This is a genomic window from Noviherbaspirillum soli (assembly GCF_015352955.1).
GTDB lineage: Bacteria > Pseudomonadota > Gammaproteobacteria > Burkholderiales > Burkholderiaceae_D > Noviherbaspirillum_A > Noviherbaspirillum_A soli.
The window spans coordinates 92,412-106,693 of record NZ_JACYOX010000014.1; the positions used below are offsets into that span (position 1 = coordinate 92,412).

Here is a 14,282-nt window from a genome sequence, read left to right on the forward strand (position 1 = left end):
ACGATGTTGAACAAGTCGCGCATTCTGATTGCCAGTCCGGCTTCGGCGGCCTCCAACAATGGCAACTGGCAGACTGCGCAGCGCTGGGCGCGCTTCCTCGAGCCACAATACCATGTCGAAATCGCAAGGGGCTGGGACCGCGCAAGCAACCGGCCCGATCTGCTGATTGCCCTGCATGCGCGGCGCTCCGCCGATTCGGTGGCCGCATGCGCCGCCGTCGGCCGGCCCTGCATCCTGGTGCTGACCGGCACCGACCTGTACCGCGACATCCGGCATGATGACGATGCCCGCCGTTCGTTGCAACTGGCCGGGCATCTGGTGCTGCTGCAGGAAGCGGGTCTGGCAGAGTTGCCGGCTGAATTGCATTCCCGCACTTCCATCATCTACCAGTCCGCTCCCGCCCTGCCGCCGCTGCCGGCCGACGATGGCAGCATCAATGTGGCGATGATAGGCCATTTGCGCACCGAAAAGGATCCTGCAACCTTCATGCGCGCGGCTGAACTGGCGTCGGCGCACGGGCTGCATTTCATCCAGATCGGCAGTGCGCTGGAGGAAACGCTGGCGCAGCAGGCCCGGCTGACCGAGGCGCGCTGCCCGGCCTATCGCTGGCTTGGCAACCTCCCCCATTCCGACACCCGCGAACTGCTGCGGCGCAGCCAGCTGCTGGTGGTGCCTTCGCTGATGGAAGGCGGCGCCAATGTGATCATCGAGGCGGTGACCAGCGGCATACCGGTGCTTGCCTCCGATATTTCCGGCAACCGCGGCATGCTGGGCGCCGGTTATGGCGGCTATTTCCCGGTCGGCGACGCCGCCGCGCTGACCGGGCTGATCGAGCGCTTTGCCGACGACGCCGCTTTCGCGCAACGGCTCGGGGCAGAATGCGCCCGGCGAGCGCCGCTGTTCGCGCCCGAACGCGAGCAAGCAGCCGTGCTGCGGCTGGTGGATAATGCGCTGACTTCACACAGGACCTCATCATGAACGCACCGGACAACCTCCCAATCAAACTCACTTCCTTTTCGCACGGCGGCGGCTGCGGCTGCAAGATCGCGCCCGGCGTGCTGTCGGAAATCCTCAAGAAATCCAGCGGCTTCCCGGTGCCGCCGCAACTGCTGGTAGGCATCGAGACCGCGGACGATGCGGCGGTCTACAAGCTCAATGACGAGCAGGCGCTGATCGCCACCACCGACTTCTTCATGCCCATCGTCGACGATCCCTACGACTTTGGCCGCATCGCCGCCACCAATGCGATTTCCGATGTCTACGCCATGGGCGGCACGCCGATCATGGCGCTGGCGCTGGTCGGCATGCCGATCGACAAGCTGCCGCTGGATACGATAGGCAAGATCATCCAGGGCGGCGAATCGATTTGCGCCGAGGCCGGCATCCCGATCGCCGGCGGCCACACCATCGATTCGGTGGAGCCGATCTATGGCCTGGTGGTGATGGGACTGGTGCATCCTTCGAAGGTCAAGCGCAATGCCGATGCCCGCGCCGGCGACAAGCTCATCCTCGGCAAGCCGCTCGGCGTGGGCGTGCTGTCGGCGGCGCTGAAGAAAGGCGCGCTGGATGCGGCCGGCTACGCGGCAATGATCGAGAACACCACCAAGCTCAACAAGCCGGGCAAGGCCCTGTCCGAACTGCCGGGCGTGCATGCGCTGACCGACGTCACGGGCTTTGGCCTGCTGGGCCACCTGCTGGAACTGGCCCGCGGCGCCGGGCTGGAAGCGCGGCTGGACATGGATCGCATCCCGCTGCTGCCCGGCGTGCAAGAACTGGCGTCCGGCGGCTTCGTGACCGGCGCTTCGGGACGCAACTGGGCCGGCTACGGCCACCAGGTGCAGCTGGCCGGGCGCATTACCCCGGCCCAGCAGATGCTGCTGACCGACCCGCAGACCTCGGGCGGCTTGCTGGTGGCCTGCGCTCCCGATACGGTGGACGAGGTGCTGGCGCTGTTTGCCCGGGAAGGCTTCGCGCATGCGGCCGTGATCGGCGAGATGCAGGCCGGCGAGGCCGGCGTGAAGGTCGGGTAGGAGCCGCCCCTCAGTTCTGAGGCGACGGGCGGGCATCGTCCGCCGCCGGTTCCTTGAGCAGATCGGCGCGCGGCAGTCCCCATTGCGGCACGCCGCGCTCGCAGCCGCGCTCGCCGGGCTCGACCAGCATCAGCGTGGAAAAATTGCCGCGCGGGCTGCTGGCATAGCGGGCATCGGAGGCGCTGTCGCGTTCGAGCCAGGGCATGCGCGCAAAGCGCAGCCAGTCATGAAAGTAGCAGTCCCTGCGCGCCAGTTCGCGCAGGCGCGCCAGCGGCGTTTCCTGCCGGGCCAGCAAGGCGATTGCGGCGGTGGCGTCGGCAGGCAGCGCGCCTTCCACGAAAGCCGGCGGACAGGCCGGCACCGGCAGCGATGCCGGGGCCAGGCTGACGATGCCGCGGCTGACCCGGAAGTCACGCCGCCCCGCCGCGCGTTCGATGGCAACGAAATTCCAGCAGACCGGATTGGACGGATAGGGCGACATCGCCGCGTCCAGCAGCACCGCCTGCGGGTCGGCGGCCTGAAGATAGCCCGCCACCACCTGGCGCGCCTGCGTCGACATGGCAGCCTGCACCGCAACGAAGGCCAGTCCGAACGCCGCGCCTGCCAGCAATGGCGCCAGCCGCGGCCGGCCGTCATGGTTTCTGGCGCCCGCCAGCGCCAGCGCCGCACCCATTGCCAGCAGCACGGCCAGCGATTGCCACGCCAGAAAGCCGCGCCAGCCCAGGTAAATTAGCGCCAGCGCCGCAGGCAGCAGCAGCCAGCGCATGGCGGTGCGGCGCGCGCTCATGATCATCGGCACGCCGAAGGCAAGCCAGAACACCGGTTCCAGGATGAACACCATATCGCCGTACAACCAGCGGGAATCGACCGGATGGAACGGATGCAATCCGTAGGAGTTCAGATAGTCCATCAGCAGATGCAGCGCAAAGCCAGCCACCAGCGCCAGCAGGAAACCGATACGCGCGGTGGCACTCGAACGCAGCAGGCGCCGGGCATTCGGCCACAACGCCCATGTCAGTGCGGCCAGCAGCAGCATCTGGGGCAAGGCGTACAGGAGGGTGTGGGTATGACCCCGGTGATGCAGCAGATACCCCAGCGGCGCCGGCAGCAATGGCGTCAGCAGCAGGTCGAGATCGGGAAAGTTGCCCGCCAGCGCACAGGTGGCGAGCATCAGCCGGCGGCGCAGGCCCTGGCTGTTTTCATCCGCCTCCGGCGCCAGGCTGCGATGCATGATTTCACCGGCAAGCAGGCTGGCGACCGAATGGCTGAGATTATCCATGGCTAGATGTTACCGAGCAGGGTAGAGAGAGAAGAGAGAATTTTACTTCTTGTTTTTACGAAGTAAAAATGCGATTTATTTCGGTTTTTACGGTGCACTCTACAGCTTATCATAGTGCTCGCTTGATAGTTTCCGCACAAATTTCCAATAAGCGGACAATGAACAGGCATGTCGCGAATTGCTGCAATTCGCTGTTTCAGGAGAAAGATGATGTCCGAACAAAAGTTTGAGCAAACCGAATGGGAAGTCGTGGAAGGCATTGGCCCTAAGGCGTCCACCAAAACCTCGCGCGCGGCCATGATGCGGGCCATGCTCGGTCCCTGGTGGCGCTGGAAGATCGCCGGCCTGGTCACTGCAGGCTGCATCATCCTGGCGCTGGTGGCAGCGCTTGCCAGCGTGTTTTTCGTGGTCGGCGTGGCGGTGCTGCTGGTATCGCTTGTCGTCGCGAAGGTCAGGCAGATGTTGCGCCAGCACGGAAACTCCGTGACGCCGCGCTAGCAGGCACGGAACGATAGCCAGCCATGACTATCGAACTGGTTTTGGAGGCGCCATGCAAAACCAGCCCAGCAATCAACCGCGCCCGGCGGCAGATCGCGACGATGTCGTTCCGGAACAGCGCGACGATGTAAAGCATGTGATCGACACCGGATTGCCGCCAGGCATCAATCCCGATGAAGCAGCAGACCCGGGCAGCCAGACGCCTGGCGCCTCGCCCGACTTCGTACGCGGAAAGTAAAACTCCAGGGCGGACGGCTTTTTGTAACAGGCTTGATGCAATGCCGACATACGGCCGACAAGCCTGGGGCGCAGAGTGAAGCTGCATGCGATCATGCATGCCTTTTCCTGTTCCGGATGTCCGCCATGCATCACCCTACCCGCGCCCTGATCGTCGATGACGACAAGGAAATCTGCACCCTGCTGTGCACCTATCTCGCCGACTTCGGCATCGAGGCGCGCGGCGTGCATGACGGCGCCGCGATGCGGCGCGCCCTTGCCGAGCAGGCGCCGGACGTCATCATCCTCGACCTGATGCTGCCCGGCGAAGATGGCCTGACGCTGTGCCGACATCTGCGCGCCACCGGCAATATCCCGGTCATCATGCTGACCGCGCGCGGCGAACCGGCCGACCGGGTGGTCGGGCTGGAGCTCGGCGCGGACGACTATGTTGTCAAGCCGTTCGATCCGCGCGAACTGGTGGCGCGCATCCACACCGTGCTGCGACGCACCCGCGGCGACCGGGCCGCGCCTGCCGGCGGCGAGAGCGAGCGCATCAGCTTTGAAGGCTGGACGCTGGACGTGAACACGCGCGAGCTGACGACGCCGCGCAAGATGGTGGTGCCGCTGTCGAATGCGGAATTCAGGCTGCTCTGGACCTTCATCGAACGGCCGCGCCGGGTGCTCAACCGCGACCAGTTGATGGATGCGGCCCGCGGGCAGGCCAGCAATGCCTACGACCGCAGCATCGACCTGCTGGTGTCGCGGCTGCGCCAGAAACTCGACGACGACCCGCGCGACCCCAGGCTTCTGAAGACCATCCGCGGCGAGGGCTATCTGTTCGACGCCCGCATCACGCGATGACGCGCCTGCTGCCGGATACGATCTTCTCCCGGCTGTTCCTGCTGGTGCTGGCCGCCATCGTGATCAGCCACCTGATGACCTTCGTGCTGCTGCTCGGGGTCTACGGCGACCGTCACCGGCCGCCGGGGCCGCCCCCCGGCATCAGCGCAGCGGACAGCCCGCGCCCGCCGCAACGCCCGCCGACGCCCTATCGCCGGCCGACGATCGAGATCGCCGGCCACAGCGTGCGCACGCCGCCGCCGGCCTTCTGGATCGGCCTGATCAGCCAGCTGGTTGCGCTGAGCCTGGCGGCATGGCTGGGCGCGCGGATGCTGGCGCGGCCGATACAGAAGCTCGGCCAGGCGGCCGCCGAACTGGGCGTGGACCTGAACCGGCCGCCGATCACCGAAACCGGCACCGCGGAAGCGCGGCAGGCGGCGCGGGTGTTCAACCGCATGCAGCAGCGCATCCGCCTCAACGTGGAAGAGCGCGGCCGTTTCCTGGCGGCGGTGTCGCACGACCTGCGCACGCCCCTGACGCGCATGAAGCTGCGGGTGGAGCGCATGCAGGACGATGCGCTGCGCGACAAGCTCAAGGAAGACATGGCCGAAATGGCCGCCATGCTCAACGCCACGCTGAGCTACCTGCGCGACGAGGCTTCCAACGAAGCATGGCAGATGATGGACGTGACGGCGCTGCTGGAATCGATGGCCGAGGACGAGGCCGATGCCGGCCATGATGTCAGCCTCAGTGGATCAGCCCGGCCGCTGCTGACTCGCCCGCTGGCGCTGCGGCGCTGCCTGTCCAACCTGCTGCAGAACGCGCTGCGTTACGGCCAGTGCGCGCATATCGTGGTGAGCGACAACGCCCAGGGCCTGCAGATCGAGGTGCGCGACCACGGACCCGGCATACCGGAAGACAAGATGGAAACCGTGTTCGAGCCGTTTGTGCGCCTGGAAGATTCGCGCAACCGCGCTACCGGCGGCGTCGGGCTCGGGCTGGCCATCGCCCGCGAGGCGGCATCCCAGTGCGGCGGCACGCTAAGCCTGGAAAATGCCGCAACCGGCGGGCTGATTGCGCGGCTGATGCTGCGGCGCGCATAGGACTTGGCGCGGCCGCCGGGTGCAAGCATAGCGATTGTGTCAATTTTGATACCAGCATTACATACTGGCGACACAGCGACAGGCGACACTGACGGTTCAGGCAGACCTGCGCCGTTCCTGGCAGAACGCTGGCGGCTTGCCTGCATGCATGAACTGCAATCTCCTCCCTTTGGATATCCTGGCAGATATCCCTTGCCCGCCTCCCGGCGGGCTTTTTTTATGGATTCATGCGGAATGTAGCCAGCGCATGGCACTGTATCTGCGGTCTCTGTAGGGCGGAATACCCCGAAGGGGCATTCCGCCAATGGTCGATGAGAGGAAAGTGCCAATATCGCAAATGCGGTTTGTAATCGCATGGTGCAATGAACCTACGGGGTACTGCCCCTACTACGCATGCGTCCTTAAACCGAAAAACCCCGCTCCCGCAATACATCGCGGGCTTTCGATCGCGCGATGGCGGCGAAGTACAGGGCGGTACGGTACTGATGCGCCTCGCGCTCCGTAACGTCGGCATCCTCAAATTTCCGGAGCGCTTCGGTGCGCATGAAAAGCTCATGCAACGTCAGGGCGAGCTGCTGGTTTCCTGCTCCAGCGGGTCGTTCAGGCTTCCGGCCTTGAGGCCCAATGCAAGCGTGGAGAGGTTCGCCGTCAAGGCCGGGAAAGAAACAATCACACCCCGCCACGAAAAAAACGCCGGCTCGCGCCGGCGTTCTTCAACAGCAAGACATTGTTCAGGCAGGCACCGCAGTCTTGTCTTCCGCCCTGGCCGGCTCCGCGCCATCGGCAGGCGCCGACGTGCGGATCAGGTGATCGAAGGCCGACAACGCTGCCTTGGAGCCCTCACCCATCGCGATCACGATCTGCTTGAACGGCACCGTGGTGGCGTCGCCGGCGGCGAATACGCCTGGCACCGAGGTGCGGCCATGGGAATCGATCTCGATCTCGCCATGCCTGGACAGCGCCACCGTGTCCTTGAGCCAGTCGGTGTTGGGCAACAGCCCGATCTGCACGAAGATGCCTTCCAGGTCGACGCGGTGCGATGCGCCGGTCTGGCGGTTGGTGTACTGCAGGCCGGTGACCCTGTTGCCGTCGCCATGCACTTCGCTGGTCAGCGCCTGGGTGATCACGGTCACGTTCGGCAGGCTCATCAGCTTGCGCTGCAGCACCGCGTCGGCACGCAGCTTCACGTCGAATTCCAGCAGCGTGACATGGGCGACGATGCCCGCCAGGTCGATTGCTGCTTCCACGCCCGAGTTGCCGCCGCCGATCACCGCCACGCGCTTGCCCTTGAACAGCGGGCCGTCGCAGTGCGGGCAATAGGCCACGCCCTTGTTCTTGTATTCCTGCTCGCCCGGCACATTCATCTGCCTCCAGCGCGCGCCGGTGGCAAGTATCACGGTCTTGGCCTTCAGGCTGGCGCCGCTCTCGAGCTTGACCTCGATCACCTCGCCCGGCACCAGTTCCGAGGCGCGTTGCAGGTTCATCACGTCGACATCATAGGCCTTGACGTGCTGCTCCAGCGCCGAGACCAGCTTCGGTCCCTCGGTTTCCTTGACCGAGATGAAGTTTTCGATGCCCATGGTGTCCAGCACCTGGCCGCCGAAACGCTCCGCCACCACGCCGGTGCGGATGCCCTTGCGCGCCGAATAGATCGCCGCGGATGCGCCAGCCGGGCCGCCGCCGACGATCAGCATGTCAAACACATCCTTCTGCGCCAGTTTCTTGGCGTCGCGCTCGGCGGCGCCGGTGTCGACCTTGGCCAGGATCTCTTCCAGGCCCATGCGGCCCTGGCCGAAGATCTCGCCGTTCAGGTACACGGTCGGCACGGCCATGATCTGGCGCGCATTGACTTCATCCTGGTACAGCGCGCCGTCGATCATCACATGGCGCACGTTCGGGTTCAGCACCGCCATCAGGTTCAGGGCCTGGACCACTTCCGGGCAGTTCTGGCAGGACAGCGAGATATAGGTCTCGAACAGGAAGTCGCCCTCCAGGTTCTTCACCTGCTCGATCACGGCGGCGTCGGCCTTGGGCGGATGGCCGCCGACCTGCAGCAGCGCCAGCACCAGCGAGGTGAACTCGTGGCCCATCGGGATGCCGGCGAAACGGATGCCCATGTCGCTGCCGGTGCGGTTGAGCGAGAAGGAAGGCGCCCGCTCGCCGTCGGCCGGACGCTCGGCCAGCGTGATCCTGCTCGACAGCGCTGCGATGTCTTTCAGCAGCGCCAGCATTTCCTGCGATTTGTCGGTCGTGTCCAGGAAAGCCACGATCTCGATCGGCTGCGTGACTTTCTCGAGATAGGCTTTGAGTTGGTTTTTCAGGTTGGCATCCAGCATGATGGCTCGCTTCTCTAAAAGGGTTGCTACGGTATGGTGGAGTGCAGTACTACCGCCCAATCAGCCTCGGCTGCCGGGAAAAAAGGCTGATCGGGGGGTGGCACTGCCGCCGGGCCGCTGTTCCGGCCCGGCGTTGCGTCCCGCGGCTGTGGCTGCGCGGGACGGGAGGGTCAGAACTTAGATCTTGCCGACCAGGTCCAGCGACGGTGCCAGGGTCTCGGCGCCCGGGGTCCACTTGGCTGGGCAGACTTCGCCCGGATGGGATGCAACGTACTGGGCAGCCTGCACCTTGCGCAGCAGTTCCTTGGCATCGCGGCCGATGCCGTTGTCATGGATTTCACACAGCTTGATCTGGCCTTCCGGGTTGATCACGAAAGTGCCACGCAGCGCCAGGCCTTCTTCCTCGATCATCACGTCGAAATTGCGGGTGATCGCGCCAGTCGGGTCGCCGATCAGCGGATACGTGATCTTGGCGATGGTTTCCGAGGTGTCATGCCATGCCTTGTGGGTGAAGTGGGTGTCGGTCGACACGCCGTAGACTTCCACGCCCAGGGACTTGAAGGTGTCGTAGTTGTCAGCCAGGTCGCCCAGTTCGGTCGGGCACACAAAGGTGAAGTCTGCCGGGTAGAACACGACTACGGACCATTTGCCTTTCAGGTCGGCATCGGATACCGGGACGAACTTGCCGTTGTGGTAAGCGGTGGCGTTGAAGGGCTTGACGGTAGTATTGATCAGTGACATGGAATTTCCCTTTGGTTGAAGAATTGGTAGGAAGAATGATAGGGTAGATTTATCGAAACGTGAAATCGATAGTTCCAATTAATGCCATAGCTTATGTTTATCGCATTAACAGGCCGACATCCTATCAAGAACAGATCGTGTCGTTTTCGCTGAACTCAAGCCCTTTTTCAGACACATTCCGGCTGGCAAGGCGTGCCCAGCATATCAGCCACCAGAGGCAGGCTTTCCTGCAGCGGCAGCGTGACTTTCAATGCATAGAGCGGGTCGGCGCGGGTCTTGCCGGCGGTCAGTGCCGCCAGCGGCTTGCCGGCTTCCGCCGCGCGGGTACAGAGGCGGTAGCCGGAATGCACCATCACCGAGGAGCCCAGCACCAGCAGCGCGCTGGCGCGGCTGACCAGTTCGCTGGCGGCGGCGGTGCGCCCGGCGGGAACCAGGTCGCCAAAGAACACCACGTCGGGCTGCAGCATGCCGCCGCAGCGCGGGCAGTCGGGTGTGCGGAAGCTGTCCAGCCATGCCGGGTCGAGATGGGCGTCGCCGTCAGGCGCCGGCGCTGCGGTGACTTCGACCATCTGCGGGTTTAAAGCTTGCAATTGCGCCTGCACCTCCGCCCTCGCCTGCCTGGCGTCGCATTGCAGGCAGCGCACGGTGCGGATGCTGCCATGCAGTTCCAGCACATCGCTGCTGCCGGCGCGCTGGTGCAGGCCATCGACGTTCTGGGTGATGATGGCGCCCAGCCAGCCATGGGCCTGCAGGTGGGCCAGCGCGCGATGTCCGGCGTTCGGCAATGCCTGATCGATCACGGGCCAGCCAGCAAAGCTGCGCGCCCAGTAGCGCCGGCGCACCGCTTCGGATGTGCGGAATTCCGGCCCCTGGATCGGCGCCCGGCCACGGCGCACGCCGTCCGCATCGCGGTAGCCGGGAATGCCGGAGGCGGTGCTGATGCCGGCGCCGGTCAGCACCAGCGTGTCCGGATGGCGTTCGATGAAACGGGCCAGCTGCTGCAGGCCGTCGTCGGTGGTGCTCAAGCTGTTCTCCTGGTGGCGGGCGGGCTTCCTGCCGGGGTGAATGCCGGTTCCGGAACATGGTCATCAGCATGCATGGCATGACAGCCATGCATTCATGCATCCCTTGCGCCGGCGTTTTCTGGCGGGGTCCACGCTACTGGCGGCCGCACCCATCGTCAATAGCATGCCATCGTCTGGCCAACTCCATTTGCTGGGTGATTCGATTTTCGACAATGCCGCCTATGCCGGCGGCCAGCCGGATTCGACGTCCTGGGTGATAAGCATTGGCGGCAAGGATGCGCTGATGCGGCAGGAGCTGCTGGACACGCCGGTGCGCTCGAGAGCCGCGGCGCGCTGCTGCCGGGGGAGTAATACCAAACCCAATCCCTAACGTCCCGGGTGAAACCGATGGATTTTTTGGTCTGGCAAGACGGTTGAGGAGTCGATAGCCCAGCTATTGACGACGATCCCGACGCAGCCAGGCGGAAAAAGACCCGGTTTCATGGGACGTTATGGATTGGGTTTGGTATAAGGCAAAGCCTCTCAGGCGGCCTGGCGCACGTCTGTCCGGCTTTGGGGCAGGAACAGTTCACGCTGGCTGCGCGCGCCATTGGACACTTCGGCCACGCGATAGCGGCTCAGGTCGAAACCCGGATACCCCGCGCATTCCTGTTCGATCGCCACCACGATGTCGAGCCAGTCGATCGTGCCGGCCAGCCTGGCCGAGCCATGCAGCGCAACCTTCAGTTCGATTTCGCACGGACGTCCCTGATGGTTCCGATAGAACACCGTAAAGCAGGTGCCAGCCGCATTCCCGCGAACCTGCAGCACTTCGTCCTGGCCGATATCCTCGGCCCAGAAAAAACTCTCCCGCAGCAGTCTTCCATGCACCGGCACTTCGAATGCCTGGTAGTCCTCGCGCCGGATGTCGGCGCAGCGCGAGAACTGCTTTTCCACTGCCTGCAGGATTTCCGCCGGCGTGCTCCAGCCGGAAGCGCAGGCCGGACGGGGCAGCGACTTGTCGACATGGTTGCGCATGTCGATGCCGAAGCAGCCACGCGAACCATCTGCGGCGATGTAATCGATCAGGAAGCTTTCAGGCGTCATTTTTCCGGCTGCCGAATGCTTTTGCCGCACGCGCAGGGTCTTGTGCTGCCTGGCTTGCATGGCCCAGAGCGGCAGGCGGTTGAATGCGCCGTGCCGGCAATCGTTCAGGATGTCCGCATAGACTTGCCGGTAGTCGGCCGGGTTGGCCACGGTAACTACCGGGAATTCCTGCGGCGGCCCGAAACGCTCGGCGATGGTATCGAGGTAGGCAAGCGCCAGCGGCATGCCCGTGCCGGGATTCTTGCCGCCCAGCGCGCGTTCCGCGGAGAAGCCGGGCATCTGCCGCAGCGGTGTGATCGCCAATGGATAGACCTGGTAGCACAGCGTGCCATTGCCATCGGTAAATGGCGCCGCCGCATCGTAATGGTAAGCGCCATAGATTGCGCCGCCGGCAGCGTCGAGCAGGGCGGCGTCGGCGCACTGGGCGCTGACGTCCACCACGATGACGCGGGGCCGGATGATGACAGGCTGGACGGAATGCATGATGGATGGCCTCGGTTGGCAGGGCTGACCCATCCGATTATATCCATGAGGCAACTTGTGTAAAGCGAACTTTCCGATCGATTGGCCGAACGTCGACTAAACAATACAGTTGTTTATCGAATGACATCCTGGCCAGCGCGCGGCGCCGGCAGCAGGGCAAAGGCCAGGACGCCAGCGGTCAGCATCGCGGCGATCAGCGACAGCGCAGCCGAGTGCGGATCGGCATGCCAGGCCGGCGCGGCTGAAGCCACTACGCCGCTGAGCCATTGCACCAGGGCCACACCGAGGAACATGGCCATGTTCAACAATGCCATCGCGCGGCCGATCTGCGCCACCGGGTAGGAGGCGCGGACATCGGCGTACTGCAGCACGACGAAGCCGGACAGAAAGCCGACCAGCACCGAACAGCACACCACCACCGTGCTGCTCGACACCATCGCCATGACGGCGAACAGCGCTATCAGCGCCAGCGTGAAGGCAACGATGCAACGGCGCCGTCCGGCGCCTTGCGGACCGAAGCGTCCGAACAGCGGCGGCCCAAACAGCGACACCACCGATACCAGCAGGGCCACATTGCCGCTCTGCACCAGGGTGTAGCCATAACGCCCGATCAGCAGCGGCCCCAGCCACAATCCGCGCAGCGCCATGAAGGCGGCATAGGTCACTGCGCCCAATGCCATGATGCCCAGCGTATGCGGCAGCAGCAGCAAGGCGCCCAGCCCGCGCAGCGCTGTCGCCAGTGATTCATGCCGCCGTTCCTGGCCTTGCGCCGGCTCCCGGACCCGGATGAAGATCACCAGCCAGGCCAGCACCGACAGGCCGGCCAGCATCATGAAGCCGGCCCGCCAGGACGCTTCCTGCACGACCCAGGCCAGCGGCGTGGCGGTCAGCAGCATGCCGCCCCCGCCTATGCCCAGCACCAGTCCGGACACGGAAGCGAAGCGCTCCTGCGGGAAATGACGGGTGATGAAGACGGTGCAGACCAGGAAGGCAGCCGCGCAGCCGACGCCGATCAGCACCTGGCCCAGCACCAGCATGGCGTAACTGTGCGCGAAGGCGGATAGCAGCGCGCCGACGATGGCTACCGGGAAGGAGGTCAGCATGGTCTTGCGCACGCCGTGCAGGTCGATGCCCAGGCCCATGAACAGCTGCATCGCGCCGAACGCAAAATGGAATGCGCCGGCATAGCTGCCGAGCTGCTGGGGCGACAGTGAAAACTCGGCCTGCAGGCGGCTGGCCATCATCGCGGCGGCGGTGCGATAGGCCTGGCTCAGCATGAAAGCCATGCACAGCGCAGCCAGCATTGCCCACAGGGAACGGACGGTCGGCGCCGCGGCAGCGCCGACGGAGGATTGCAGGGGCATGTCTCTTCCTTTTTATTGTGGCCGTATCTACTCTTTCCATCATTTCCGATACGGCAAGCGCGCCACTTTAATGCAAGGCGCCCCAGCGTTCCACTGCCGGCTCGGCGCTGGCCCATTTCCAGCCGCTTTCCTGCAAGCAGACATGAGCCGCGAACCAGGGCCGCGCCGTGCCGTCGGAGGCAGGCGCCGCATTGGCGTCATTCACGGTAAACATGACTTCCTTGCAATTGGCCAGCGGCGTGATGATGGAACGGATAATCTGCATGTCGCCCTGGTTGTTTCCATAGGGAATTTTATGCCGCACCTGCCATGGCCGCACTTCGCCTTCCCGCATCATGCCGGCCAGCGCAGCGATCTCGTCCTGCTCATCCTGCTGCAGGGAGCGCAGCAGATTCTTCATGCCGGCGTCGGTGGCCGCCTTGACACTGACCGACACCGCTATGCCGATCGCCGGATTGCTGGTGAAGGAACCCGTGGCGATGCCGGCGACCGTGCCGGCCAGGCCGCCCACTGTGGAACAGGCCGACAAGCCCAGCGCCGCCGTGGCCATGGCGACCCTGGCGGCCAGCCGCAGCGTTCTCATTGCAGCGATCCCCAGCGTTCGGTCGCAGGTTCCGCGGACGCCCATTTCCAGCGCGTGCCATCGCGGCAGATCATGGCCACGTAAAAGCCCTTGCTGCTTTCCGCGCGCGGTCCATTTTCCACGGAAAACACGATTTCCCGACAATCCAGCGACCGCGCGCCCACGGTGCGGCTGACCGTCACTTCCCCGCGACTGGCCGGCTCGATCGGGACCGGATGCTTCACCTCCCAGCTGCCCACCTCGTTCACCGCCAGGCCGCCGGCGACAGCCGCAATCTGGTCCTGCAGGGTGGTATGCACCGCCTTCTGGGCTCTCTGCACCCCGGCCTGGGCAAGCGACTGCACGCCCACGCCTATGCCGGTTGCCACGGCGGCATCGGAGGTGACGCTGGCTGCGACGGCGGCGCCTCCCACGCCTGCCGCAGCGCCCGCGCCCTGCTGCAGGAAGGAACTACATCCGCTCAGTACGCCGAGGGCTCCGATCGCCAGGACGGCAAATGTCGAACGTGAAGGAAAAAAAGTCATTATCTGGTGCGTTTATCGCCGGCATGTAATGGGAAAAATTATAGCCAGAGGGAACAAGAGTCCTCATTCCGGCAGCGCGCCGGTATCGATTCCCTTAAACACTCTCGCTTGTTCATTAAAAGTTGCCTTTGTTAAAAGTTATCTTATATTAACTTTTACACCAGGAAAGAC

General features: G+C 64.4%; 16 protein-coding genes. 7 read left to right on the plus strand and 9 right to left on the minus strand.

Translation table 11 applies throughout. The features are described 5' to 3' along the window. The first annotated feature begins 3 nt into the window (after positions 1-3). Positions 4-978 carry a selenoneine biosynthesis selenosugar synthase SenB gene (senB, locus tag IGW04_RS12680; protein ID WP_194713445.1) on the plus strand — a complete coding sequence of 325 codons (975 nt, stop codon included), beginning with the start codon at positions 4-6 and terminating at the stop codon, positions 976-978. After that, entirely contained in the window at positions 975-2,030 is a 1,056-nt protein-coding gene (selD, locus tag IGW04_RS12685; protein ID WP_194713446.1) for a selenide, water dikinase SelD, read from the plus strand. Before senB ends, selD begins: the two co-directional genes overlap by 4 nt. A 10-nt stretch (positions 2,031-2,040) precedes the next feature. Here the strand turns inward: selD and IGW04_RS12690 are convergent, their stop codons facing one another. After that, a complete protein-coding gene (locus IGW04_RS12690) occupies positions 2,041-3,309 on the minus strand; it encodes a metal-dependent hydrolase (RefSeq protein ID WP_194713447.1) in 1,269 nt (422 codons plus the stop codon). Positions 3,310-3,516: 207 nt separating this feature from the next. Here IGW04_RS12690 and IGW04_RS12695 point away from each other — a divergent pair, with 207 nt between their 5' ends. The 4 genes from IGW04_RS12695 to IGW04_RS12710 all read left to right on the plus strand — a co-directional run bounded on the left by IGW04_RS12695 (position 3,517) and on the right by IGW04_RS12710 (position 5,969). After that, positions 3,517-3,807 carry a hypothetical protein gene (locus IGW04_RS12695; protein ID WP_194713448.1) on the plus strand — a complete coding sequence of 97 codons (291 nt, stop codon included), beginning with the start codon at positions 3,517-3,519 and terminating at the stop codon, positions 3,805-3,807. 52 nt (positions 3,808-3,859) lie between these two features. Beyond that, on the plus strand, positions 3,860-4,045 hold the full coding sequence (locus IGW04_RS12700) for a hypothetical protein (protein WP_194713449.1): 186 nt from the start codon (positions 3,860-3,862) through the stop codon (positions 4,043-4,045). A 125-nt stretch (positions 4,046-4,170) separates the two neighbouring features. Then, on the plus strand, positions 4,171-4,887 hold the full coding sequence (locus IGW04_RS12705; RefSeq protein WP_194713450.1) for a response regulator: 717 nt from the start codon (positions 4,171-4,173) through the stop codon (positions 4,885-4,887). Continuing rightward, positions 4,884-5,969 (plus strand): ATP-binding protein, encoded by a 1,086-nt coding sequence (locus IGW04_RS12710; RefSeq protein ID WP_194713451.1) that lies wholly within the window; start codon positions 4,884-4,886, stop codon positions 5,967-5,969. The genes IGW04_RS12705 and IGW04_RS12710 overlap by 4 nt, the downstream gene beginning before the upstream one ends. A 401-nt stretch (positions 5,970-6,370) precedes the next feature. On the opposite strand, the gene IGW04_RS12715 is transcribed toward IGW04_RS12710, so the two are convergent. The 4 genes from IGW04_RS12715 to IGW04_RS12730 all read right to left on the minus strand — a co-directional run bounded on the left by IGW04_RS12715 (position 6,371) and on the right by IGW04_RS12730 (position 10,071). Then, positions 6,371-6,514 (minus strand): hypothetical protein, encoded by a 144-nt coding sequence (locus IGW04_RS12715; protein WP_194713452.1) that lies wholly within the window; start codon positions 6,512-6,514, stop codon positions 6,371-6,373. 186 nt (positions 6,515-6,700) lie between these two features. Next, the gene (gene ahpF, locus IGW04_RS12720; RefSeq protein WP_194713453.1) at positions 6,701-8,305 is read right to left on the minus strand and encodes an alkyl hydroperoxide reductase subunit F; all 1,605 of its coding nucleotides are present in this window, start codon (positions 8,303-8,305) and stop codon (positions 6,701-6,703) included. Between the two features lie 177 nt (positions 8,306-8,482). Continuing rightward, positions 8,483-9,046: an alkyl hydroperoxide reductase subunit C gene (gene ahpC, locus IGW04_RS12725; RefSeq protein ID WP_194713454.1), complete on the minus strand. Its 564-nt coding sequence runs from the start codon at positions 9,044-9,046 to the stop codon at positions 8,483-8,485. 167 nt (positions 9,047-9,213) lie between these two features. Further along, positions 9,214-10,071: an NAD-dependent protein deacetylase gene (locus IGW04_RS12730; RefSeq protein ID WP_194713455.1), complete on the minus strand. Its 858-nt coding sequence runs from the start codon at positions 10,069-10,071 to the stop codon at positions 9,214-9,216. Positions 10,072-10,111: 40 nt separating this feature from the next. Between IGW04_RS12730 and IGW04_RS12735 the strand changes: the two genes are divergently transcribed. After that, entirely contained in the window at positions 10,112-10,441 is a 330-nt protein-coding gene (locus IGW04_RS12735; RefSeq protein ID WP_194713456.1) for a hypothetical protein, read from the plus strand. Between the two features lie 152 nt (positions 10,442-10,593). On the opposite strand, the gene IGW04_RS12740 is transcribed toward IGW04_RS12735, so the two are convergent. From IGW04_RS12740 to IGW04_RS12755, 4 genes are all read right to left on the minus strand, one after another. Then, complete coding sequence (locus IGW04_RS12740; protein WP_194713457.1) at positions 10,594-11,640, minus strand: hypothetical protein; 1,047 nt, start codon at positions 11,638-11,640, stop codon at positions 10,594-10,596. A gap of 113 nt (positions 11,641-11,753) precedes the next feature. After that, the gene (locus tag IGW04_RS12745) at positions 11,754-13,004 is read right to left on the minus strand and encodes an MFS transporter (RefSeq protein ID WP_228527062.1); all 1,251 of its coding nucleotides are present in this window, start codon (positions 13,002-13,004) and stop codon (positions 11,754-11,756) included. A 67-nt stretch (positions 13,005-13,071) separates the two neighbouring features. Continuing rightward, positions 13,072-13,587 (minus strand): hypothetical protein, encoded by a 516-nt coding sequence (locus IGW04_RS12750; protein WP_194713458.1) that lies wholly within the window; start codon positions 13,585-13,587, stop codon positions 13,072-13,074. After that, positions 13,584-14,111: a hypothetical protein gene (locus IGW04_RS12755; protein WP_194713459.1), complete on the minus strand. Its 528-nt coding sequence runs from the start codon at positions 14,109-14,111 to the stop codon at positions 13,584-13,586. Before IGW04_RS12755 ends, IGW04_RS12750 begins: the two co-directional genes overlap by 4 nt. Positions 14,112-14,282 lie beyond the last annotated feature (171 nt).